Source organism: Pseudomonas fluorescens, assembly GCF_902497995.1.
Lineage (GTDB): Bacteria > Pseudomonadota > Gammaproteobacteria > Pseudomonadales > Pseudomonadaceae > Aquipseudomonas > Aquipseudomonas fluorescens_BK.
Map to the genome: position 1 here is coordinate 31,882 of NZ_CABVII010000019.1, position 24,705 is coordinate 56,586.

The 24,705-nt window shown below is 61.7% G+C and carries 12 protein-coding genes and 2 pseudogenes; 9 read left to right on the forward strand and 5 right to left on the reverse strand.

From position 1 onward, the window contains the following. Positions 1–64: 64 nt before the first annotated feature. From F8N80_RS21200 to F8N80_RS21215, 4 genes and pseudogenes are all read right to left on the reverse strand, one after another. Positions 65–1,096 (reverse strand): IS110 family transposase, encoded by a 1,032-nt coding sequence (locus F8N80_RS21200; protein ID WP_150748336.1) that lies wholly within the window; start codon positions 1,094–1,096, stop codon positions 65–67. 161 nt (positions 1,097–1,257) lie between these two features. Next, a pseudogene (locus F8N80_RS21205) lies at positions 1,258–1,359 on the reverse strand (DUF1028 domain-containing protein); the annotation flags it as partial. 11 nt (positions 1,360–1,370) lie between these two features. Beyond that, the gene (locus F8N80_RS21210; protein ID WP_150784612.1) at positions 1,371–1,781 is read right to left on the reverse strand and encodes a RidA family protein; all 411 of its coding nucleotides are present in this window, start codon (positions 1,779–1,781) and stop codon (positions 1,371–1,373) included. A 23-nt stretch (positions 1,782–1,804) separates the two neighbouring features. Then, a pseudogene (locus F8N80_RS21215) lies at positions 1,805–2,485 on the reverse strand (FAD-dependent oxidoreductase); the annotation flags it as partial. A 168-nt stretch (positions 2,486–2,653) separates the two neighbouring features. Here F8N80_RS21215 and F8N80_RS21220 point away from each other — a divergent pair. The 4 genes from F8N80_RS21220 (at position 2,654) to F8N80_RS21235 (ending at position 8,085) form a co-directional block, all read left to right on the forward strand. Beyond that, positions 2,654–3,493, forward strand: coding sequence for a response regulator transcription factor (locus F8N80_RS21220; RefSeq protein WP_150748352.1), 840 nt, complete (start codon positions 2,654–2,656; stop codon positions 3,491–3,493). 30 nt (positions 3,494–3,523) lie between these two features. Then, positions 3,524–4,906: an aspartate aminotransferase family protein gene (locus F8N80_RS21225; protein ID WP_150748334.1), complete on the forward strand. Its 1,383-nt coding sequence runs from the start codon at positions 3,524–3,526 to the stop codon at positions 4,904–4,906. A 152-nt stretch (positions 4,907–5,058) separates the two neighbouring features. Further along, on the forward strand, positions 5,059–6,438 hold the full coding sequence (locus F8N80_RS21230; protein ID WP_150784613.1) for an APC family permease: 1,380 nt from the start codon (positions 5,059–5,061) through the stop codon (positions 6,436–6,438). Positions 6,439–6,594: 156 nt separating this feature from the next. Continuing rightward, positions 6,595–8,085: an aldehyde dehydrogenase gene (locus tag F8N80_RS21235; RefSeq protein ID WP_150748332.1), complete on the forward strand. Its 1,491-nt coding sequence runs from the start codon at positions 6,595–6,597 to the stop codon at positions 8,083–8,085. Between the two features lie 97 nt (positions 8,086–8,182). Here the strand turns inward: F8N80_RS21235 and F8N80_RS21240 are convergent, their stop codons facing one another. Continuing rightward, on the reverse strand, positions 8,183–8,821 hold the full coding sequence (locus F8N80_RS21240; RefSeq protein WP_150784614.1) for a glycoside hydrolase family 19 protein: 639 nt from the start codon (positions 8,819–8,821) through the stop codon (positions 8,183–8,185). A gap of 407 nt (positions 8,822–9,228) precedes the next feature. Here F8N80_RS21240 and F8N80_RS21245 point away from each other — a divergent pair, with 407 nt between their 5' ends. The 5 genes from F8N80_RS21245 (at position 9,229) to F8N80_RS21265 (ending at position 24,699) form a co-directional block, all read left to right on the forward strand. Further along, the gene (locus F8N80_RS21245; RefSeq protein WP_150784615.1) at positions 9,229–10,233 is read left to right on the forward strand and encodes a patatin-like phospholipase family protein; all 1,005 of its coding nucleotides are present in this window, start codon (positions 9,229–9,231) and stop codon (positions 10,231–10,233) included. A gap of 68 nt (positions 10,234–10,301) precedes the next feature. Continuing rightward, positions 10,302–12,203, forward strand: coding sequence for a hypothetical protein (locus F8N80_RS21250; protein ID WP_150784616.1), 1,902 nt, complete (start codon positions 10,302–10,304; stop codon positions 12,201–12,203). A gap of 4 nt (positions 12,204–12,207) precedes the next feature. Then, entirely contained in the window at positions 12,208–13,632 is a 1,425-nt protein-coding gene (locus F8N80_RS21255) for a hypothetical protein (protein WP_150784617.1), read from the forward strand. A 292-nt stretch (positions 13,633–13,924) separates the two neighbouring features. Beyond that, positions 13,925–21,061 carry a hypothetical protein gene (locus F8N80_RS21260; RefSeq protein WP_150784618.1) on the forward strand — a complete coding sequence of 2,379 codons (7,137 nt, stop codon included), beginning with the start codon at positions 13,925–13,927 and terminating at the stop codon, positions 21,059–21,061. Continuing rightward, positions 21,061–24,699 carry a hypothetical protein gene (locus tag F8N80_RS21265; protein ID WP_150784619.1) on the forward strand — a complete coding sequence of 1,213 codons (3,639 nt, stop codon included), beginning with the start codon at positions 21,061–21,063 and terminating at the stop codon, positions 24,697–24,699. Before F8N80_RS21260 ends, F8N80_RS21265 begins: the two co-directional genes overlap by 1 nt. The last annotated feature ends 6 nt before the right edge of the window (positions 24,700–24,705 follow it).

Sequence of the window (24,705 nt, forward strand, 5' to 3'; positions counted from 1 at the left end):
CTCAGGTTGCTTCGCAATCGTGGTTAAGAGTTGCTTCTCTCGTAGAACTCGTCGGGTAAATAGATCAGGCCGCTGCATGATTCGGTTGGTAATCAGTGTCGTGACGCAGCATCGCCCAAGCCATGCGTGCAGTTTTGTTGGCCAGCGCAATAGCGGCCACATTGGGATGCGATCGCTCGGCTAAACGAACGGCCCACTGGCTGAGTCGATCCTCTTTGGATTTGGCTGTGCGTAGCGCCGAGCGTGCGCCATGCACCATCAATGTTCGCAGATACACATCACCGCGCTTGCTGATACCGAGCAGTCGACCCTTACCACCAGAACTGTGTTGCCTGGGTGTCAGTCCCAGCGAGGCGGCAAACTGTCGGCCATTGGCAAACTGACGGGCATCACCGAGAGCGACGACGAGCGCGGTGGCGATCATTGGGCCGACACCGCGTAACTGTTGAAGGCGAACGGCGGACGGCTCGTTTGTCGCGATCGCAGTGATCTCGCCGTCGAGCTTGCGTACGCGCCCATCCAGCGCACGTAGGTCGTCCCACAAACCATCCAGCAGACGACGAAAGCGTGCTGTCAAACCGTTATCCGCATCTTCTAGCCAGCACGGTATTGCGCGACGCAGCATCAGCAATTCCTTCGGTGCAATGAGACCGTACTCGGCGACCAGCCCACGGATCTGATTGGCTTTGGCCGTCCGCTGTTCGATTAAGCCGGCCCGGATGCGATGCGTCGCCTGGATATCCTGTTGTTCGATCGTCTTGATGGCGACGAAGCGCATGCTGGGACGGCTCATCGCTTCACAGATCGCCTCGGCATCGTTCGCGTCGTTCTTGTTGCTTTTGACATAGGGTTTAACGAACTGGGGGGCGATCAGCTTGACTCGAAATCCGCGAGCTTCGAGTTGTCGCGCCCAATGATGGGCCCCACCGCAACTTTCCATGCCAATCTCACAACCAGGCTCGACCTTTTCCAGCACCGTTTGAAGCCAACGATCACGTGGTAGCCGCTGCCGCCAGACCGGCTTCTCATGGCAATCCACACCGTGGATCTGAAATACGTTCTTGGCCAAGTCGACCCCAATGCGCATAAGCTTCATGTGTGGCCTCCTTCTCACTGTTGACTGTGGTTCGCACTTTCAGTCTGGCACCCAAGATGCCGAAGTGAGGAGGAGTCCATCCCATTGCTTTGGGTCGGATAGCGACGGTCTAGCATCGACCGTCGCTATAGATGGTCAGACTTCCGTCTGTTCCGCCATTTCCAGGGCATCATCGACCTCGATTCCCAAGTATCTGATGATGAACTGATGGCAATGCCCAACTGGCCAGTGTCCGCACACCGGGCCACGATTGAAAAGGTCATGGGAAGCCTCCTTACTCCGGGATAACCGCGATTACATCGATTTCCATCAACCACTGCGGCTGACCCAGGGCCGACACCACCAGCCCGGTGGAGATCGGGAACACACCCTTGAGCCATTTGCCGACTTCCTGGTACACCGGCTCGCGGTAGCGCGGGTCAATCAGGTAGGTGGTGGTTTTGACGATATGGCTCAGGTCGCTGCCGGCCTCTTCCAGCAGTTGCTTGACGTTCTTCATCGCCTGTTCGGTCTGGGCGCGCGGGTCGCCGGGGCCAATCAGGTTACCCTCGAAATCAGTGCCCACCTGGCCGCGAACATACACGGTATTGCCGGCGCGTACGGCCTGGCACAGGTCGTTGTCCAGGGTTTGGTTAGGGTAGGTTTCCTTGGTGTTGAACATACGGATACGAGTGTGAGTAGGCATCAAAAAACTCCGGAAAAAAGGGATCAGGCGTTGACAGGGGACTGACGAACCACCGGGGCGGCGTCGCGGTACTCAAGGTATTGGCGCTGAATGGCGATATGGTCGGCGACGTATTTGGCGTCGTGCCACACGCCCCAGATAAACGACGAGCCACGGCGCGACTGCCACGGCAAACCGAGGAAATAGATCCCGGATTCGCTGGAGACGCCGCGCTGATGCTGGGGCTTGCCGGCGGCGTCAAACGCATCGACCTTCAGCCAGCTGTAGTCCACGGCAAACCCAGTGGCCCAGATGATCGAGGTGATGCCGGCTTTGTCGAGGTCCAGTCCCAGAATCGGGTTCTTGATACAGTCGGCGTCGGGAAACACGCGACGGGCTTCAGGCTCCAGCGGCAAGTCCAGGCCGTTGCGCTCCACGTAGGCGTCGGCCGCATCCAGCAAGGCCAGGTAGTTTTCATCGCCACGCGCCAGGTTTTCCACCAGGTTGGGCTGGAAGCTGGCGAGGTTGCCGCTGAAGGATTGCGTGAGGCCAACCAGGGTCATGCCTTGCTGGGCCAGCTCACGGAAATCGATTGTCTTGCCGCCGTGTGCACCGCTCACTGCAATGGTTACGTGCTCACGGCCGGGTTTCATCGCCGCTTGGTCCCACTCGCCCAACACCCCCAGCCACCAGCAGAAATCCCGGTTGCGATAATCGGCAGGTGGATTCAGTTCGTGCATGACTTCAAGGCTAGGGGGAGGGGGGCTGTTAATAAAATATTATTAAGCTGGGAAGTGAGCATAAATATCGGATGCAGGCTCACCCTATAGGGTGATTTCGATGGTTTCCCGGGTGTGGGACCATCTCTAACGTTCTTTCAGCGAGTCTTCGAAGTGGAAAACGACCGGCTTTCTTCTGCGCAATGGTTTGAACAGATCGCCAAGGTAACCGAGAGCATCGGGCAAGCGGGCTTCGCCGCCACTTTGTTCGAGGCCCTCGGTTGTATCTGGCCGATCCAGGCCACCACGCTCTACCTGTATCCGCACGGTGGCATGCCCAGCGCATTGTTTGAATTGGAAGGCCCATGGCTGCCGCAGGGTAATGTGCGTCAGTACCTGTCGGGCTTCTATTTGCTCGATCCGTTTTACGGCGCGTGCGTAGAGGGCGTCGGCTCCGGGTGTTACGACCTTGCCGATGTCGCCCCCGATCATTTCGAGCTCAGCGAGTACTTCCAGTCGTTTTACCGACATTCGCACCTGGAGGATGAGTTGAACTACATCCTGCAGTCCAACAACGGGTTGAGTCTGGCGGTATCTCTGGCATTTACGCAGAAGCTGGACGCGGCCACCACCCAACAATTCAAGCGTATAGCGCCCTGGGTGCTGGCGGTGTTGGGCAAACACTTCGTTGGTCTGCAAGCGCAGGGTTCCCGCTTCGAAAGCCTGCTGGAGCAGCGTATTCACTCGGCGCTGAACAATTTTGGCTCGTCGATCCTGACCGAGCGCGAATGTCGTATCGCCCAATTGATCCTGCGTGGGCACTCCACCCGCTCGCTTGCCGAGCGCCTGGGTGTATCGGAAGACACCATCAAATCCCACCGCAAACACATCTACAGCAAGCTCGATATCGGTGCGCAATCGGAACTGTTTTCGCTGTTCATCGATTCGTTGGCCGAGGCACAGGGCGTGCTGAGCAAGGACCCCCTTGAAAGCTACATGAACAAGATCCGCTGAGCGGATGACGACTAACAAGAGAGAAAAAACATGAACCTGCCATTCGAACCCAAACGCCAAACCCAGGACTATCAGAAGTCCGACGCGGCCCACCACATCCACGCGTTTCTGGATCAAAAGGCGCTGAACGCCGAAGGCCCGCGCGTGATGGTGCGTGGTGAGGGCCTGTATCTGTGGGACAGTGAAGGTAAGCGCTACCTGGACGGCATGTCGGGTCTGTGGTGCACCCAGCTCGGTTATGGGCGAAAGGACCTGACCGCCGCCGCCGCCGCGCAGATGGACCAGTTGGCGTACTACAACATGTTCTTCCACACCACTCATCCGGCGGTGATTGAGCTGTCCGAGCTGCTGTTCAGCCTGCTCCCGGGCCACTACAGTCACGTGATCTACACCAACTCCGGCTCCGAAGCCAACGAGGTGTTGATCCGTACCGTTCGCCGCTACTGGCAAGTGGTCGGCCAACCCAAGAAAAAGATCATGATCGGTCGCTGGAATGGCTATCACGGCTCCACCCTGGCGGCTTCTGCGCTGGGCGGCATGAAGTTCATGCACGAGATGGGCGGCATGATTCCGGACGTGGCGCACATCGATGAGCCCTACTGGTACGCACAGGGCGGCGACTTGACTCCGGCCGAGTTCGGTCGTCGCTGCGCCTTGCAACTGGAAGAGAAGATTCTCGAACTGGGCGCCGAAAATGTTGCGGGCTTTATCGCCGAACCCTTCCAGGGCGCAGGCGGGATGATTTTCCCGCCGCAAAGCTACTGGCCGGAAATCCAGCGCATCTGCCGTCAATACGATGTGCTGCTGTGCGCCGATGAGGTGATTGGCGGTTTTGGTCGCACGGGCGAGTGGTTCGCCCACGAGTATTTCGGCTTCGAGCCCGACACCCTTTCGATCGCCAAGGGCCTGACCTCCGGCTATATCCCCATGGGCGGCCTGGTGCTGAGCAAACGCATTGCGGATGCGCTGGTGGAGCGGGGCGGCGTGTTCGCCCACGGCCTGACCTATTCCGGGCACCCGGTCGCGGCGGCGGTTGCACTCGCCAACCTCAAGGCGTTGCGTGATGAAGGCATTGTTCGCACGGTAAAGGAAGATACCGGGCCGTACTTGCAGCAGATCCTGCGTGAAGTGTTTGGCAACCATCCGATGATCGGCGAGGTCCAGGGAACCGGTCTGCTCGCGGCCATGCAGTTCGCCGAGGACAAAGACACACGCAAGCGCTTCGACAATGAAAATGACCTGGCCTGGCAGTGCCGCACCTTTGGTTTTGAAGAGGGTGTGATCATTCGCTCGACACTCGGCCGCATGATCATGGCGCCGGCACTGGTAGCAACGCGCGCGGAACTCGACGAACTGGTGGACAAGACCCGTATCGCGGTAGACCGCACCGCACGGATCGCGGGAAAGCTGTGAAGTGAGCGGTTTTCCACTCCCGCGCAAGGGGTGGAGAACCGCATCGTTACATTGCCCAGCGTGCACATAGGGCAGTCCACTTTTCAACGGATAACGGTATCGATTTCATCGGATACCGCGGCGTCCTGCATGCCCATTTCCAGGAGTCAGCAATGAATACAATAACAAACGTGGCCGATGCTCCCTCCCATCATTCCCCATCGCAACCCACTTCATCGCGTAGGTTTCGACAGCCCCTGGGGCTCGTCGGACTGGTACTTTTCGGTCTGGCATACATGGTCCCGCTGGCGGTGTTTACAACCTATGGCCTCGTCACCCAGATGACCAAAGGGCACTTGCCCACCGCCTACCTGCTGACCCTTGCGGCCATGTTGCTGACCGCTTACAGCTATGGACGCATGGTCCAGGCGCACCCCTATTCAGGATCGGTTTATACCTATACGCGCAAGGCATTTGGCGCGTATTTCGGCTTTATTGCAGGTTGGACCTTGTTACTGGATTACATCTTCTTGCCGTTGCTCAGTTATCTGCTGATCGGCATCTACATGTCGGAATATTTTCCCGCTGTGCCTACCGCCGTGTGGGTGCTCGGTTCAATTGCGCTGGTCACCGTTCTAAATCTGGTCGGCATCGAGTCCATCACGCGGGTCAACTGGATACTCGTGGTTGCCCAGTTGGTCTTCATCGTTGTGTTCGTCGCGTTATCGCTTCACAACCTGAGTGGGCATTCTGCCCCGGTTTCGCTGCTCGCACCTTTCCATCATGAAGGTTTCAGCGTCCCGCTGGTCATGGCGGGCGCTGCGGTGCTCTGCCTGTCGTTTCTTGGCTTCGATGCCGTGTCGACCATGGCCGAGGAAACACCCAACCCGCGAAGAACTATTCCGCTCGCCATTATGGTGGTGTCGTTGTTCGGGGGGCTGTTGTTTCTGCTGGTTTCGTATTTCGCCCAGATGGTGTTTCCGGAATGGAACAGTTTCGCCGACCCTGATTCAGCCTCAGTGGACGTGATGCGCCGCGTCGGCGGTGAACTGCTGGTGACTGCATTTACCGCGACCTATGTAGCGGGCTGTTTCGCTTCGGCAATGGTCTCCCAGGCGAGTGTCTCGCGCGTGCTGTTCGCGATGGGGCGCGATGGTGCATTGCCGAGCGTGTTCGGCAAGCTGGTCACGAAAAAGCGCGTGCCGGCCCCCGCGATCATGCTGGTCAGCCTGTTCTCGCTGATTGCCTTGTTTATCACCCTGGATACCGTCGCCAACATGATCAGCTTCGGCGCGCTCTTCGCGTTCTCGGCGGTGAACCTGGCGGTGATCAAGCATTACCTGGTCGACCAGAAACTGCGCGGCACACGCAACTACCTGATGTACGCGGCGCTGCCGGCCTTGGGGTTTCTCAGCACCATTTGGCTGTGGACAAGCCTTTCCGGTATGGCGTTCACGATTGGTCTGTGCTGGATGGGTTTGGGGCTGATTTGTTTGTTGGGTGTCACGCGTGGGTTCAGGGTGAAGATGCCGGACTTGCAGATGGCGGAGTGATACATCCCAAAACACGCAGGTTTTGACAACAGGTCATTGCGGTTTGAGTCGGCTCGATGGCCTGTACCAGGCCGTGCTTCCTGCCTCGATAGTTGCGCACCATCCATCCAGATCAATAACAACTGACCGTGTAGACGGTCAATGTGGGAGTACAACGTGTTCGACCTTAACTACTGGCAGCAGCGTGTTGCCCGCCAATCCTTCATCGACACCGCCTTGATCGGCGGCCAGCCAGTGTCGTCGATATCCGGAGCGACATTCGACGCCATCAACCCTGCGACCAATCAATTGCTCGCGCGTGTTGCCGCTTGCGGCGAAGAAGACGTCAACCTGGCAGTGCGCTCCGCACGCCGGGCTTTCAATGCAGGCCCTTGGCGGCGTATGTCCCCCGGCGAGCGCAAGAAAATCCTGATCAAACTTTCCGAGTTGCTGATGGTGCATCGCGAAGAGTTGGCGCTGCTCGATTCGCTGAACATGGGCAAGCCGGTGATGGATGCCTACAACGTGGATGTGCCCGGCGCCGCCCACGTCTTTGCCTGGTACGGCGAAGCGCTCGACAAGGTTTACGATCAGGTCGCGCCTACGGCCCAGAATGCATTGGCCACCATCACGCGGGAAGCCTTGGGGGTAGTTGCCGCAGTAGTGCCGTGGAACTTCCCGCTGGACATGGCTGCGTGGAAACTAGCGCCTGCATTGGCGGCCGGCAACAGCGTGGTACTCAAGCCCGCCGAGCAATCGCCATTTTCGGCCCTGCGTCTGGCTCAGCTTGCCTTGGAAGCAGGCATTCCAGAGGGCGTGCTGAACGTGGTACCGGGCCTGGGCGAAAGCGCCGGCAAGGCACTGGGGTTGCATCCGGACGTGGATTGTCTGGTGTTCACCGGCTCCACTCAGGTAGGCAAGTACTTTATGCAGTACTCGGCGCAGTCCAACCTCAAGCAGGTCTGGCTGGAGTGCGGCGGAAAGAGCCCGAACCTGGTGTTTGAAGACTGTCAGGATCTGGACCTGGCTGCGGAGAAGGCCGCCTTCGGTATTTTCTTCAACCAGGGTGAAGTGTGCTCGGCCAATTCCCGCCTGTACGTGCAACGATCCATCCATGACGAATTTGTTGAACGGCTGATCAGCAAGTCGCGTGCGTGGATGCCCGGTGATCCACTGAACCCTGGGAGCGCTGCTGGGGCAATCGTCGACAGTGAGCAAACCAGCCGAATTATGAAAGCGGTCGCAGAGGCACGTATTGACGGGGCCACGCTGCTGTCCGGTGGCGAGCAATTGAGCATCAATGGTTCTTCAAACTTCATTCAGCCGACGATCTTTGGTGACGTGACCAGCGGCATGCGCATTTCACGGGATGAAGTGTTCGGTCCGGTTCTGGCGGTCAGCGCTTTTGACACTGAGGAAGAGGCGGTGCAGCAAGCCAATGACAGCATCTACGGACTGGCTGCGTCTGTTTGGAGCGATGATCTGAACCGCGCGCACCGCGTAGCCCGTGCCTTGAATGCCGGTACTGTCTCCGTCAACACCATCGACGCGCTGGATGTGTCGGTGCCGTTTGGCGGAGGCAAGCAGTCAGGCTTCGGTCGCGATCTATCGCTGCATTCGTTTGATAAATACACACAACTGAAAACCACCTGGTTTCAGTTGCGTTAAGTACGGATTTCGGGTGGTCGCAAAAGTACGGTCGATCAGGTTGAATCGCGGCCTTCGGCGCAGAAAGCGTTGAAGGGTGGTGTGGGATGCGGGTGAATCACCATATATTTTTGGTTCTGCGTAGCCATTCTTCACGTTCAGCGAGCCCGATCAAACCACCATTGATGGCCAGTGTGACTTTTCTAATGCTGTCTGAATCGGCCAGCGCATTGCAGTGTTTTGCATCCCATACTGCAGCGGCGATGGCCACGCACCACTGGGCACTGAGGACCTCGTCAGGTGACAGGCTGAAGTCCGGTGCGTCGGGCTTCCATTGGCGTAGAAGTTCCGTGGCTCTGGTGTAGCTCTCTTTGCCTGTCAACTGGAGCAATCCGCGACCTCGATAGTTGAAACCATCATTTGGCCCCGTATTGCCCATGCGCTTGCCATAGACTGAATTGGCCAGTTTCTGTGGATTGTGTGCGTATGCCTGAGGATCGAGAGGGCCCTTGGGCAGGAAGCGGCTTGGCCAGACCTTAGGCAATCGCTCAGGGCTGTAATTGAGATTCTCGAACTGGATGGTGAGACCGCCGCATTCATGCAGCACTTGAGCCATGAAATGGGCAACCCGTAACGAGTTGGCTGAGATGCCGTAGTGATCAAGGACAGGTTGGCTCTGCTCGAAAGCTTCTCGGTAGCTGGTCCTTGCGCTGGGGGAAAGTTTCAGTATTTGGGCGAGGTTTACTTTAACACTCATGGTTGCCTCCGCTTTGAACCTGGCTGTAGATGCGTGACGCAAGATGCAATTTTAGTTAAGTAAGGTTAATTGATTGTATGTTTCAAAAATTGTTGGGGGTGGGTTTATTATAGTATTGTCTGGAATATCGATTATTCCAGATTGAGCTACTGTTTGTGTCGCTGGAGCACACTCATTTCGGACCAGCGATTCGTAAGCTTTGATTCGAACAGCGCCTTGAGAGGAAAAAAGTTCCTCGATTAACGTGGCCAGAGGCGCGGTAGGACTTTTATTGGAGGGAGGTGGATTGGTAGTTTTGACATCATTTTGAAAGACTGGTACTCGGCGGCCCAGTGTCCACAGGCGTAAAAATGGATCCACGCTATGCTGAACCAATGCAGCGGGTTCTCAATTCAAGGGAGCTAATCATGTCTGTGGTCATAGATGGCAAAACCAAACGCATCGGTCTGGCGATGTCGGGGGGCGGGTTCAGAGCCGCCGCTTTCCACTTGGGTGTGATGCAGGAGCTGAAAAATAACGGACTTCTCGACAAAATTGATCTGTTGAGTTGTGTGAGCGGCGGCAGTATCGCGGGGACCACGGTTGCCCTGAACTGGGGCGCTGCCAACAAACTCGAGCTGCTCGATACTTACCTGCGTACACGTTCAATCGCCGTATCATCTTTCATTGCGGGCTCTCTCGATCCGTTCGAGTCTCGACTTGAGAAACTGGCCGACAGTTATGATAAAGATCTGTTCCAGAAGAAGAATCTATCGGCACTGAGCAATGGCCCGCGTATTTATTTGAATGCCACCAACCTGGCGACCGGCAACATGTTTTTCTTCGTTGCCGGCGGCGGTGGGGCATGCGAAATGGGGGAGCATGAGCTCGGAGTGGTTCCGGCACCGCAGTTCCCTGTCTGTCAGGCCGTTGCAGCTTCATCTGCATTTCCTCCCGTTTTTCCTCCCCTGAGGCTCGACTCCAGCGCATACGGCCCCGCCAGTGTGGAGTACGTGACGCTCACGGACGGTGGCGTCTACGACAACATGGGGGTCAACCCGCTATTGCGCGACAGGAATGCACTGGACTACATCATTGTCAGCGACGGCGGAAAGCCGTTTGCGAACAACAGTCAACCGACGGAGTCCGGTGCAATCGTGCTCAAGGCGGCGCTGGACATCATGATGGAGCAAATCCGTGGCCTGGAGTTCGACCGTCTGCAGTACCGGCATCTGGCAGGGAAGGGGCCCAAACCGATGTGGTTCTCGATCGACAGTCGCGACGGTGAGGCTCGGCAGGGGGACGCGGCATTTGCGTCAGCCATTGACACAAACCTGCGTCGATTGTCATCGGAAGAAATGGCCGTGCTGACTCGCCATGGCGCCTCTCTGGTCAAGGCCCGGATTGCGGCCTATGCCCCGGAACTTCTTTAGCGTCAGGTAGCTGAGTCAGCCAGGGAGAAATTCAAACGGATGACGTCACGCTGAAGAGTGGAGTGCATATGACCAACTACCCACCGCCACCGATGCGCAAACTGAGGGTTTATGCCTTCGACCCGCAGGCCGCCACACAGTTGGATACCGCCCGCATCAGCCACGCGACCATCCAGATTCCCTGGGAGGAGCGATGGGAAGCAAAGATGCAGCCCGGCCCGGTCAACGAGTATTTCGAAGTCATCGATATCGATCCGAGCAGCGGCCAGTTTTACGATGCGGTGGATCTGAACGACCAGCATTTGCTGGCGCAGGACGGACTTACGCCTTCCGAGGGTGATCCACGCTTCCATCAGCAGATGGTGTTTGCCGTGGCGATGAAAACCGTGAAGCTGTTCGAGCGGGCGCTGGGACGAAAGGTGTATTGGTGCCCGCAGTGGGATGAAAATTCCGGCTCTTACCAGCAGGTGCGCAAATTGCGCATTTATCCTCATGCGTTACGCGAAGCGAATGCGTATTACAGCAAAGAGAAAAAAGCGTTGTTGTTCGGTTACTTCAAGGCTTCCATGACCGATCCCGGCGTCAATCTTCCGGGAAGTTGGGTGTTCACAGCGTTGTCCCACGACATCATCGCCCACGAAACTACCCACGCGATACTTGACGGTTTGCACCGTCGCTATAGTGAAGCGACCGGTCCGGACAGCCTGGCGTTCCATGAGGCATTTGCTGACATCGTGGCCCTGATGATGCACTTCATGTTGCCGGAGGCAGTGTCCATGCATGTCGCCGCCAATGGCGGCAACCTCAGCCAGCGTTCCTGGATGAGCGGCCTGGCCCGGCAGTTCGGCGAAGCCACTGGACGTTATGCCGCACTGCGCGAGGCAATCGATGACAAGGACAGCCAGCAGTTGCCCGACCCGACCCTGCTGTCGAAGACACGCGAGCCACACAAGCGCGGCGCAATTCTTGTCGCCGCGGTCTTCGACGCATTTATCAGCATCTATGAGCAGCGCTCGGCCGATCTCTTGCGCCTGGCCGATGGCGCGGGCCGCACAGGCAGTCATCTGCCACCGGAACTGGTTCAGCGTTTGACCCGCGAAGCAACCAAGTCGGCGGACCATGTATTGCGCATGTGCATTCGTGCGCTGGATTACTTGCCGCCGGTGGATGTGCGATTCGGTGAGTTCTTGCGTGGAATCATCACCGCTGACACCGACCTGGTTCCGAACGATCCGATGCAGTATCGCCTGGCGATGATTCAGGCGTTCCGTCGCCGCGGCATACTGCCCGAAAAATGCCTGTCACTGGCACCGGACAGCCTGTTGTGGGAGTCGCCCAATATTGAGCTTGAGGCTAAAGAACTGCTGAACGCTCCCAAAGGGGCGCACGCGCTCGATATCACACCGCAGTATCAGCGACACAAGGGCTTTCGCCAGGCCGAGCGCAATCGCAAGATTGTCTGGTATTGGGTCATGAAGGTCTGCAGCTCGGATTCCCATTGGGTCGATGCACTGGGCGTGGTTTTCAATACCAACCGCACGAGCGGCTACATCGCTGGCAGTCTCTTCTTTGGACGGGACCTCAGTCGGCCAGCAGTCGAGGTGCACTCGGTAAGGACCTGCCGCCGTGCAGGCCCCGATGGCCAGGATCTACGCCAATTGGTGATTGAAGTGACGCAGCGACGCCAGGGCTTTCTCAATACGGCGGACCAGGAGTTCCAGGATCAGCAGGAACTGGTCGGTTTGACGCCACCGCTGACCAGTGATTTCCAGTTTCGGGGCGGAGCGACGCTGATCATCGATTTGCGTGACGGTAAGGTGCGGTATGTCATCCGCAAGCGTATAGATGACGTGGACCGACTGGCGGCCCAGCGTCAATTCTTCGAGACGGGCACGGACAGTCTGACGCTGACCTACCGTGGCGTAAACGCCAAGGATAATCCGTTCGCCATGACGCATCGTGGAGTCTGAGGTCATGACCAAAAATAGTACTTCAGGCTCAGTATCAGTGCGCATGTATCGCGGCATTCTTGGCGACTGTTTTTTGCTGCGGCATGAGCAGGACGGGGCCGCAGTCAAGCACATCCTGATCGATTGCGGGGTCTTGCAAGGAGTCGCAAATGCCAAAGGCCGGATGAAAGACATCGTCAGCGATCTTCTTGAAACCACGGGTGGCAAGCTTGATCTTTTGGTTGTGACCCATGAGCACCACGATCACCTCTCAGGGTTTCTCTATGAGCGGGATTGTTTCCAGAAGAACTTCGAGATCCGTGAGTTTTGGCTTGCCTGGACCGAGAACCCCAACGATCCCAAGGCGGTTATGCTGCATGAGCGGTTTGACAAGGCCAAAAATACGCTGGCCGCCTTGGCCACTCATTCGAAAATGACGGCATTGAAAGATCACGATGCTCATATCACGACCGTTTTAGAGCTCAGCGCTTTCATGGGCGCAGCCGAAGGAGGTCGCCCCACCGGCGCCAGCACCTTGACAATGCTCAAGGAAAAGGCAACCCCGGCGCGAACCCGTTATCTGGAACCGGGCGACGTGGTCAGGCCGACCGAGATTACCGGGCTCAGGGCCTACGTAATGGGGCCGCCCAGGAACGAAGAACGTTTGCGCAAGGATTTACCTTCCAAGGGTGCCGCCAAGGAGGTGTACCTGACCCGTCAGGAGGACGTACATGCCATCAATCTTCAACTCGATCATCTCGACGGTCATACCGTTTCAGCGCTCGATCTGCCGTTTGCGTGCCCGCATCAACGACCGCTGGACGAAATCACGCAGAAAAAAGCAACGGATCGCACCATCCCCCAAAAGCTGTACTACGACCCCACAGCCACGAAGCGGAAAATCGATGACGAGTGGTATTCATCCGCCGAGACGTTGGCACTGAAGATGGACTCCGACACCAACAACACAAGCCTGGTACTGGCCTTCGAACTTCCGGACGGGCAGGTCCTGTTGTTTCCGGGAGACGCCCAGGTAGGCAACTGGCTGTCATGGGCCGACCAGACCTATCCGCGAACTCCCGATCCGGCGCAGGGCGGCGCGCTGACCGTCGATGACATCCTGGCGCGCGTGACGCTGTACAAAGTCGGTCACCATTGCAGCCACAACGCCACGCTGCGGCAGTTGGGGCTGGAAAAAATGACCGACACCAGGTTGGTGGCGATGATCCCCGTGGTGCGGCAAGTCGCACAGGACAACGACTGGAATATGCCTTATCCCGAACTTTATGAAGCCTTGAATACGAAAACCAGTCAGCGTGTGGTGATCGGTGACAGCGTGATCGCAAATGAAATTGCAACGTTTATGACAACGCCTACGGCACCGCAGAACCGAGCTGTTTTGGCTTACCACCAGAAGGAATTGTGGGTGGAGATCAAGATTTCCTTCTGACCCTGATTCTGGAGGGGCAGACGTCGAGGTAATCCCAGTCGCTGTCGGTATCAAACGATTTGCTTATGATCAATAGACCAAACATATCTAAGTCTTGATTCGGCTAATCATTGGCGTCGACTAAGATTGTTCAGGGCCTAATCCAGCCAGACAAGTGAACAAGGGGAGAACGCGATGCCAGATTCAAGCGGCGCTTCGGTTTCAGTTGGCGCACCTGCGCCCCCTTGCATCTTTCAGACACGGCTTGCCAGACACCCGCGCCATTCCTTGACCCGCCGAACCTGAGCTCGCCATGCCGTTCGAGCTGTCACTGATCGACTTGGTGTCGCCCTACGTGCTGCAGGGCGACACCTTCGGCGCCTGGCATGCGGTGTACGCGGCATTGCGCGTCTCTGAACATGAGGTGGCTTGCGACGAAAACGGCATCACCCTGCGTGGCAGCGTCGATTTCGAGGGTAACCTGACGGTCGATCCGGCCAACATGTCGCTGGCCTGGAGCAATACCGAAAGCCATCCCGAGAACGACGCTTCGCGGCGCGATCCATGGATCGACGTGCGCGATGCCCGGCTGGAATTCCAGCTTGTCGTACCGCGCGTCGCGTCGCAGAAAGTCTCCACCGCAGTCGCGGCCATCGGCGCCAGCCCGGCCTTTGCCAACACCGCCCAGGTGCTGTCCGCCTACGACAACATTCCAATCGATGCGCCGCCGTCGGACTATCCGTCCACCGGCTTCGTGCTCGACCTGCTGCTGACCACGGTGGTGTTGCGCCCACCTTTCCTGCGCGGCGCCAAGCGCGACCCCAACGGGCAGCTCGTGCCCGACCCGCAAAACGAAAAGGTCAAGTTCTCGCTGCCGCGACTGAAATTCCGGCTGTCCCAGGGGCCGCTCAATGGCGATCCGATCGTGGCGACGCTGCTGTCGGCCGGCGCCAGCGGGCTCGACGATCCGGGCGATATCGCCGTTGCCGAGCTGATCAAGATGGAGCCGCCGTATGCCTTCATCGGCCCCTCGCAGGTCGTCGGCTTCGGCTTTCGCTCGGGCACGCTCGACTTGTCGGACCAGTCAACGCCGCCCGACGTGCTGGCGCAATTCGGTTTCGATGAGTCGTGGACGGGCCTGTACCTGCCCGAAATCCGGCTGTTCGTGGCCCCGCACGGCGCGCGCGATTTCGCGGTGGAGGGCGGCGTCGAAAACTTGCTGATCGGCATTGGCGCGTCGTCGGGCGTCACCGGCGATTTTTCGCTCCAGGTGATCGACCAGGGCGCCGGCCCGCTAAAGCTCGGCGCGCGTTTCTACGACGCCGACCAGCGCGGCTACGGCATCGTCCGGACCTCGGACACCACGGCCACGGTGCAGTTGCCCGAGCAGTCGCGCATGGTCGTCGATGTCGAAGGCGGGCGCACACCGATCACCGTGTCGGTAACGATTTCCGGCGGTGCTCCGATTGCCGGCCGCGAGGCCGCCATCGACCTGTTCTCCAGCGCCACGCGCACCATTGTCATTACTGCCAGCGACACCAGCTCGCCGCAGCGCGCCGCTACGTTTACTGTCGAGGCCAGCCGCAGGCCGCCGGCAGTGGAGGTGCCCGGCACGACATCGCTAGGCCCGGTCAAGGCGGCAGAAATCACCGCGTCCTCGACGCTGCAGGGCAGCGTTGCGGTGCAGCAGCCCCGGCTGGAGATCGTTTCGCAGACATCGACGTCGGTGGTGGTGGGCCTCAACGTGGCGCCGGCCCGGGCGGCGCTGACGCAGTGGAAGCTCAACGGTGCTCCGGCCGGAACCAGTGCGACGCTGACGGTCGATCTGCCTTCCGGCGGCCCCGACGCCACCGTCACCGCAACGCTGCCCGGCGAAACCGGCGTGGCCAATTTCACCAGCTACTTGCGCTTCGACAAGCCGCCCTACATCGATAGCAACCGCGTCCAGACCGATGCCGATACCCGCGCCTTCGGGCTGAATCCGGACAACACCCACACCACCACGGCGGCCGACGAGGGCACGACCGCCGGCTGGCTGGGCGGCAGCGAAGTGCAAACCGCGCTCCTGCCGGTGTTGCAGAGTCTTCCCGTCGGCACCGCGATCAACATCGAAGGCTTTGCCAGCTACGAAGGCCCGCCACCACCCGCCGTCGATACCACCAAGCGCGCCTATAACGAAGACTTGGCGCGCCGCCGCGCGCTGAGCCTGCGGGCGATTGTCGAAGCGCTGATCGCCGACCCCGGCACCGGCCTGGCAGCCAGGAACATGACGGTGAGCCATGCGCCGAACATGACGAACTGGACCAGCCAGGGCTTCCCGGCAGTCGAGACGCGCCGCATCTGGTGGAAGGCGGTGGCCTCGTGGCCGCCGGCGAACACGCCGCAAACCATCGCCACCATCACGTTGCACCGCGACCCGCAGACGCCCTCGACGTCGGCGCCGACGGTGATCGACCCGCCGCCCAACGCGCAGCCGGCGGCGCCGCCGCGTTGGTTCCGGCAGATGGGCGCGAAGGTGCGCATCATTCGCGACCAATTCGTCGCCTGCGAGGTTAATGCCAAGATCGACATCCAGACCGCCGCCGAAGACCGGCTGCAGGCCGGCATGCCCCCCGGCAATTCGGGCGCGCTGCCGGCGGGCGCGCCGCTTGGCGCAAACCCGGCCGATGGCCTGATCGACTTCCGGCTGGTCGTGCAGATCGACGACGCGACGGACACCGTCACCGTGATCGGCTACTACGGCGCCGATCCGGCCGACGTCGACGGCCTGTACCTGTGGGGAACCCGGCCCGGCCTGATGCCGCCCGCCAATCCGGGCTTCGGGCTCAACTTCTTTGGCACGACGATCGTCTTCATGCCGCTGCTGTCAGCGGCTGCCGGCGCGGTGGCCAACGACGGCGCGCTGGCTGAGATCGGAATGACGGCAGCCATGCTGGCGATTCCGGCGAGCATCGCCGGCCTGGCCGAGATCGGCGCCAGCCCAGTGAAGGTGCATTGCGAACGGGTGATCTGGTACGGCGGCGAAGTGCAGTTCCGCAGCCGACCGTCAGGTGTTGAAGCGGTGATTTTGTTCGACATGGAAGCCGCACTGAACCTGAACGTTTCCATCGGCGGTAAGAAGCTGATCGAAATCAAGCCCGGCTCGCCGCTGTCGGTGCGCTACAAGGCGGTCGGCATCCGCATCGGCAACGACCCGGACCAGCCGAAGTTCCAGTTCCGTCCGGTGTTCGACGCCTCCAAGGGCTACACCATCGACGTGTCCAAGCCGGGCGCGATCAGCGTGGCGTCGCCGCTCGACAGCATTCTGACGATCCTGGGCGCACGCATTGCGCGCAACAACCCGCTGGTCTTCGAGATCGACCTGGGCTTTGCCGTCGATCTCGGTGTGGTCACCATCGAGCGGGCGCGGATTCGCATGAAGTTCGATCCGCTGGGCTCGCCCGAACTCACCGCCTTTGCCGCCGGCGTGGATATTCCCGGCGCGCTGCGCGGCCGGGGCTACATGGAACTCAACGAGAACGAGATCAAGGGCCAGATCGACCTGACCATCGTTCCGGTCCAGGTGCGGATTGCTGCCGGCGTTGGCGTCGCCGACATCGACGAGGGTGGGCGCAAGGCGACCGGCGTGATCATCGCGCTGGAAGTCGAATTTCCAGTGGCGATACCGTTGGCCAACTCGGGCTTGGGGATTTACGGTTTTCTCGGCTTGTTCGCGATGCATTACCGGCGCAAGGAGCCCGCAACATCGACGATGGCGCCAGCCCTGGCATGGCTCAAGGACGTGGCCCACGGCAACCCGATGGATCTCGTGGCCTGGGAGCCCAAGATCGACACCTGGGCATTCGGCATCGGCGCGATCGTCGGCACCATGGGATCGAGCGTCATCTTCAACTTGAAGGGCGTGATACTGCTCGAGTTGCCGGGCCCACGGCTGTTGCTGGTGATGAAGGCCAAGCTGCTGTCGGTGCTGCCCGAGCTCAAGAGCACCGCGGAGGGCACTTTCCTGGCGGTGATCGACCTCGACATGGGACGCGGCACGCTGACCATCGGCGTCTCCGTGCAGTTCGATATCAAGCCGCTGCTGGAAATCCGCATCCCGGTCGAGGCCTTCTTCAACTTCAACGAAGGCAAAGACTGGCACCTGTACCTGGGGCGCTACGTCGACCCGGTTCACGCGAAAATTTTCGAGGTGTTCGAAGGCTCGGGCTACCTGATGCTGTCGGGCAAGGGCTTCACTGACGCGGAGATTGCCGACGCGTTGCCGGCGGTGACCGGTTTTGCCATTTCCACCGGCCTGCATGTGTCCATTGTCTGGGGCAGCAAGAGCGTCGGGCTGTATGCGCAAGTGGCGGCCGGTTTCGACGCGGTGCTCGGCTTCGATCCATTCCTGCTGGCCGGCAAGCTCTATTTGCGCGGCACGCTGCATCTGTTCATCCTCGACCTGAGCGCCTGGGCCGACCTGACGGTGGAGATCGGCGAGCTGCCCGACAAGTCCAAGGTCTCGCGCATTTCCGGCGAGATCTGCGGCAAGGTCGAGTTCTTTTTTTTCGACATCCAGGGCTGTGTCGATTTCGCCGTCGGCGCCACGTCGGTTCCGGCCATCGCGCCGCCCGAACTGTTTCAGTCGCTGCGGCTGGTCAGCCGCTCGCCGGCACTGGCCATCGGAAGCGGCGTGGACAAGGCCATCGACGGCGGCATTGCCGAAGGCATCAAGGGCGATGCACAGCCGCCCGCACCGCCGGAACCGCCGCCTCCGGCTGCCATCGGCCAGCCGCAGCCCGATGTTCCGATGACCGACCGGCGCGTGCCGATCGACGCGATTGCGCTGGCGATGCTTGCCATGCCGCCGACCATCGCCGCAACGCAATACATCTTCCGCGCAGCCCCGGTGGCGCAGACGCCTGGCACGCCGAATGCGCCGGCCGACGGCTGGGTGCAGCGCGGCGAAGACGTGTTCCAGTACACACTCAAGAGTGTCGAGCTGATTGGCGAACTGCTCGATGGCGCGACGCCGGCCGTGTGGTGGCCGCAGAAGGCCGGCGACGTGGCGGCGCAGCTCGGCCTGCTGAGCTGGGTGCCCGATCCGACGCCCAAAGCCATCGAGCGCAGCACGTTCCTCGAACAAACCTTCACCGAAACCTGGGGCACGGTGTGCCGTCCAGCGGCGCCACCGTCCTCCGTGCTGTTCACCTGCCTGCAGGAGCCTTTCGGACCGTCGGCCATCGGTTGGATGCTCGACGGCGAAGCCTGGCCCGACCCGTCCGGCACGGTGCGCTCGGCACCGCCGACGCTGCTGCTGAAGGTGACTGAGCGCTGGCGCAGCGGCGAGGCGCAGGTCGACAACCTGATCGGCGTCATTCCCGCCGTGGTCGAAGGCTCGTCGGTGATCTGCCCGCCCCGACAGGGTGGTCGGATCGAGCCCGGTGTGCGCCCGCTACCGGGCAACGTGGCGGGCCGGCTGCGGATCAACCCGGTCCTGGCGGCGCGCGGCAGCAAGCGGCCCGATGCTTTTGTAACGCAAGAGTTTTCGCTGATCGAACTGGCCGGCCGCGCAAATTCCGGTTTCGATATTTCCCGCGGGATGCTGACCCGGCTGGTCGTCACGCCCGCAACCGCCACGCCGGCCAACCCGGACCGCGCTGCCTGCACTAGCCGGGTGCTGGCGGCGCCGGTGCTCGACGGGCGTGAGCTGCGTCCCTTTGGCGGCCCTGAGCGTATCGAGCAGGCGGGCCAGGCCCGCAAGAAATCGGGCTTCAGGCCGGGCCCGTTCGACGATGCCGTTGTGTTCCATACCGGCCCCGCGCGGGTTGCCACTTTCTACCTGTTTGTGCACCGCGAGATCCTGGGTTCGCGCACCGTCGTCGTGGCCGCGACCGACGCGAGCGACACGGTGCTGAACCAGCAAATCCTCGACAGCTCGTTCATGATGCCGCCGCAGGTGTTCCCGGCGCACTGGATCGACCCGGCCGGGCCGTGGTTCGACGAAATCGCGCATGTCGCGCAGCACCAGGGCACGCTGCAGCGGCGTGGCTTCGTCGGCGTGCTGGTCACCCTCAAGGGCCACGAGAAGGCCGATCGCTTCCAGATCGGACTGCTGCCGCAAAGCGCCGACTGGCACCGCAAGCACATGGACAGGCCTTTCTATGTCGCCGCAGTCGAAGTGCTGACCGCCGCCGAGGCGCTGCGTTCCAGCTATGACACGGCGCAGCAAACGAGCAAACAGGGCGTGCTGGAGGCGGCGCTGGGCGACAGCAGTTCGGGCCAGGCGCTGCTCAAGCCCGACACGGCCTACGCAGTCAAGGTGAGCTACGACGCGCAGCGCGGCAAGCGGGCGCCGGGCGAGCCGGTGAAGGACATTGTCGCGGCGCCGAATCTGCACCAGACCTTCTGGTTTTTCACCGACAACCAGGCGCCGCGCCGGCTCGACCCATGGATGATGTGCAGCACGCCGGAAGACAACGAGCACCACTATTTCGGCGAGCTGGCGGTGCACATCGTGTTCAACAGCCCGGATGTCGGCCGCATCTACGACGCGTACGGCAAGCGGCTGCAGATCCGGCTCCGCGCGGCGTCGTTCCGGCCGTTGCCAAGCACCCCCAGCGTGCCGCATCCATTCCCGTTGACACCCGCAACGCTGATTCCGGTGAAGGCCAGCGTGCTGTCGCCCTGGGAAGCCGTCGCCGCCGAGCAGCTGGCGGGGTCGTGCGTGCCGGTCAGCGGCACCCGAATCCGGCATTCGATGACGACGCTGCCGATTCCGCTGGAGCCGTTCACCGATTATGTGCTCGACATCGAAAGCGCCGACAAGACGGCGCCCGAAGACACCACCGGCACCGTCGTCTGGCGCACCGGCTTTTCGACCGGACGTTTCGCAACGCCGGCTGCGTTCGCGCAGTCCTTCCAGTTCAACCGCGTGCTGCACCGCTTCTGCGAGCCTGGCAAACTGCAGGCGATTGCCGCGCTGCCATGGGCAGCCGATCCGCAGGGCAATCAGCTCGACGAGGCGATGATCGCTGCCGGCCTTGAGCCGATGGGGGTTCCCGAAGCGCCGCGCATCGTCGTGTTCTGGCAGGCGGGCGTTCCCGACCCGCAACCGGCTGCCGTGCTGGTCGATGCCTGCGAACCGATGTGGCGCAGCCGCAGAATCCCGGTCGAAAGCATCGACCCCAATCCGCCGAATGCGTCGCGCTACGAAATGACGCCGGTGCAATGGCTCAAGCTGGAACAGGAAGCCGGCGGCGATGCGATCGTGGCCAGCATGATCCGCGCCCCCGGCGGCCAGCGCGCGCTGATCACGCTCAACGCCAATGCGCGCGGCAAGACCCTGCGCCTTGCGCTGCGCAAGGTCGCGATGAAGCAGGACTACCTGGACGGGCCGGCCGCCGCCGACCAGTTGTTCACCATCGTCGACACCAGGCTCAGCCGTGCGCCCTGGGAGGAAGAAGACTGATGGTCTACCTCGTCGATACCACCAAGTTCCAGGCCGAAGGCGCCTACCTGCGCTGGCAACTGGTGGCGCGCCGGCTCGGCATGCTCGACGCGGCAGGCAACCGGCTGATGCCGTCTGTGCTTCATCTGCGCTGGACGCTCAAGCCCGAGCTCGGCCTGCCGACCGAGCCCTTCATCGTCTGGCGGCGCAACCGCAAGCTCAATCAGCCCAAGGGCATCGAGGCCCAGACCCATTCATCGGGCCTGTTTGGCCAAGGCGTCGTCGTTGACCTGAAAGGCTCATACACCCATGTCACCCTGAATGTCTCGGGCGGCCCGGGCGTGGTGTACGGCTTTGTCGGCAGCCCCTGGCTGACGTCGATTGTCGCCATCGCCGCCGTGCCGGCCGGCGCGAATCAGACGGTGTCGCTCACCGCTCCAGCCATCGAAGGGCTGATGGTGTCGAACAGCATCAACAGCATTAACAGCATCAACGGCGTGCGCGCCGACGATCTTTGCGCCGCTTCGGGCTGGGAAAAGTTCGAACGGGTCGGCCTGCCGGTGAAGAAAAGCGAGTGGGCCGGGCAGGGCATTGGCGACCATGGCACCGAACAGGGCATGTTCAGCGCGCTCACTGACGCGGAATCGGCAGCGCTGCAAAGGCTGGAGCGCGGCGCGCCGCCGTTCGGCTGGGCCGCGCTGATCGAGGCCGCATTGCCGGCACCGGCCTGGAGCGCGCCGGCCGGGACGGTCGTGGTGACCGAGCTGCAGAAGGGGTTGCTCGACGATCTGCGCGGTATCGCTGGCCTGCCGCCGGCCAGCCAGGCAGCGACCAGGCTGGGGAAAAGCCTGCCGCCGCCGGAAAATTCCTCCGGCGATCGAATGTCGGGACCGGGAACCACTTCGCAGGTATCGCCGCTCGGCATGACCTACATGGCCGCCTGCACCGACTGTTTCAACTGCCTGGGACTGGGCTTCGGCACCGCCTACGCCGTCGTCCTCGGGCCGGACAACCAAGGCAGCGCGCTCGACTACGACTACATGATCACGGCCCGCTATGAAAAGGGCCTGAGCGGCACCGACAGCGCCGTCGACTACGCGGCCATCGTGCCGTCACCGCAGCAGGCCATCGGCACGCCGCCGCCGGCCGCGATGGCGCAGCAGATGATGGGCAACCTGCGGCCATTCTTCACGGACGGCAACTGGCTCGCGTCGGTGCGCGTGTCCTGGGACAAACCGGTGCCGATTCCGCTCTTTCGTCCGCGCTCGTTCGCGCTGGCGCGCTCGGGTGTTGCGCCGGCGTCGCCGGCAACGCTCATCATGAACAAGCGTTCGGACGGCGCGCCCCTGGCGATCGCCATCAACTACGCCAGTGGGCCGACCGACCCGGAGCCGAACCGCCTGAGCGCGGTGGAACGGGAGATTCCGATTCCCAACGACCCGGGCAGCCGAATGCTCAAGTACGCCGCGGCGCAGCAGGACATTTACGGCCAGTGGAGCAAGTGGGTCGCCCTCGACGCGACGCTGACGCAGCCGGGCGTTGACGATGTGCGCATCGTATCGGGCGATTTCCAGTTCACCAGCGTGCCGGTGCCGCCGCTGGCCCGGTGCAACGCGAACCTGGTACTGGAATTTCTCTGGGACTGGCGCATTCGCAGCCCGCTGGCTGTCAGCTTCCGGGGCCGCCTGAGTGCGGCCGCTTACCACGGCGAGCCACCGCCCGACAAGACGCTGCCCGGTGGCCTGCAGACCCGGCTCGGCGGTCCGCTTGTGACCACCTTCACGCTGCGATTCGACGTGCTGACGGGCAGCGGCGCGCCGACCTCGTCCTGGCCCGGCTACATCGCCGGGACGCACTGCATCGCGCTGAACCAGGCCGGCGACACGCAAGTGGCTTTCGGCGCCGCGCAGGGGGACGAGACGCGCCGCTACCGGGTTACGATCCCGGGCTTTGAACTCGACTTCGGCCCGCCCGGCCATATCGGCCTGGCACTGTGGGCCCAGGGGCAGGAAGCGATTGCGCCGCAACGCGTTGGCGGCTGGAGCACCGAGCCCAGCATGATTGCCACGTCCGATCCAAGGCCGCCGCTAATCGTTGCGGACATCGTTGCGCTGTCGAGCCTGCCGGACGCCGCTGGTGAGTCGCATGCCGTGCTGAACTGGTCGGGCTCGAGCGGCGCCGACGGCTATTTCATCTACGAAAGCACCGAATCCAGGCTGCTGCAGGCGGCTGGCGAAGCCGATCCCGATCCCGCCAAGACGCTGAGCCAGCGGCTGACGCGGCTGCGGCAGATTTTCGATGCCCAGCCGGCGCGCATGCGTAGCGCATTTACCCGGCGCAACAGCCGGCTGATCAAGGCAAGCTCGGCCGACGTCACGCTGCCGCGCGGATCGACGGTGATCCATCTTTATGTGGTGCTTGGCGTCAGCGCCGGACAGGTCGAAGCGCAATGGCCGGGCGCTTCGACCTCGTTGTACGCCTTCGCCGTGCCGCGCGTGCCGAAGCCGGCCGCGCCGACGATCGAAGCGACCTGCGTGCTCGACAAGAGCGTGACGCCGCCGGTGTTCCGGACGCAGCTGCGCATCGCCACGCGCAAGGGCCCGCGCGTGCGCCGCCTCCACCTGCACCGGGTGCGGGTCGACGATGCAGCGAAAGACCTCGACACCATGGGGCCGCCGGTGCTGACGGTAGAGCCATCGACGGTAGGCTGGAGCGTCGCGCAGACCAGCGACGAACTGGGCATGCACATCACCAGCGCCAGCGGAACCGACACCCCGGCCGGCTCCTGGAAACGCGTCTGGTACCGCGTTACGGCCTGGTCCGACGCCGATCTGCTGCACGGTACGCTGGGCGCGCGCTCACCGGCCAGCACCGCAGCCTGGGTGGTGATTCCTCCGTCCACGGCGCCTGACCTTTCGGCCATCGCCCTGCAGTGGCCGGGTGGCGCCATGGCCGATGTGCTGCTGAAATGGACCAGCGCCGCGCCGGTGCCAAAGACCTCGATTGGCCACCACACGTTGTCGATCCGCGCCCGGCGCGTTGGTGCGCCCCAGGAAGAGCCGGCGCTGCTGGCTTTCGAGGGGCCGCTGTCGCAGCTGCCACTGGTGCAGCCGGCCACCGGTTCGGGCGCCTGGCGCGAAGGCGCCGCCAAGCCCGCGCAGTACAGCGCGCTGATCCGCCGCACCGATGTCAACGACGCTGTGGAAATCAGCGTGCGCATCACCGACCCGGTCGGCCGCTCGACCGAAACACTGGCGACGATCAAGGCCGGGCCGCTGCTACCGGATCCGGTGATCACACAGCCGCTGATCACGATGAACGTGCCGCCGCCTGGCGCGCAACTGAACTGGTCGAGCAGCACGCCGCTCGATCCCGGCGTTTACATAGTGCGCGTCACCATTGCCCGGCCGCCGCGCAGGCTGGGCCCTTGGTTCTTGCCCCAGCCGCCGATTTCGTTGCAGATGGCACTGTCCGACGTACCGCTCGACGAGCCGGGGCCGGTGCCAGCGGGCGTCGATCCGCTGCGCGTGCGCCGCATGCCCGGTGCTGGCCCGGACTTCAACTATTACGTCTTCGTGCGCATCGCCTTCACGCAGATCACCGTGCGCCTGACCGCCCCCGATGGCCGGGTGACGCAGATCGTTCAGCTTCCCGGATAACTCGCC

Excerpts from the sequence above, each read along its gene's own strand:
- F8N80_RS21230 (WP_150784613.1), top strand. The coding sequence starts at position 5,059 with ATGAATACAATAACAAACGTGGCCGATGCTCCCTCCCATCATTCCCCA.
- F8N80_RS21210 (WP_150784612.1), bottom strand. The coding sequence starts at position 1,781 with ATGCCTACTCACACTCGTATCCGTATGTTCAACACCAAGGAAACCTAC.
- F8N80_RS21200 (WP_150748336.1), bottom strand. The coding sequence starts at position 1,096 with ATGAAGCTTATGCGCATTGGGGTCGACTTGGCCAAGAACGTATTTCAG.
- F8N80_RS21255 (WP_150784617.1), top strand. The coding sequence starts at position 12,208 with ATGACCAAAAATAGTACTTCAGGCTCAGTATCAGTGCGCATGTATCGC.
- F8N80_RS21250 (WP_150784616.1), top strand. The coding sequence starts at position 10,302 with ATGACCAACTACCCACCGCCACCGATGCGCAAACTGAGGGTTTATGCC.
- F8N80_RS21245 (WP_150784615.1), top strand. The coding sequence starts at position 9,229 with ATGTCTGTGGTCATAGATGGCAAAACCAAACGCATCGGTCTGGCGATG.
- F8N80_RS21260 (WP_150784618.1), top strand. The coding sequence starts at position 13,925 with ATGCCGTTCGAGCTGTCACTGATCGACTTGGTGTCGCCCTACGTGCTG.
- F8N80_RS21265 (WP_150784619.1), top strand. The coding sequence starts at position 21,061 with ATGGTCTACCTCGTCGATACCACCAAGTTCCAGGCCGAAGGCGCCTAC.
- F8N80_RS21240 (WP_150784614.1), bottom strand. The coding sequence starts at position 8,821 with ATGAGTGTTAAAGTAAACCTCGCCCAAATACTGAAACTTTCCCCCAGC.
- F8N80_RS21225 (WP_150748334.1), top strand. The coding sequence starts at position 3,524 with ATGAACCTGCCATTCGAACCCAAACGCCAAACCCAGGACTATCAGAAG.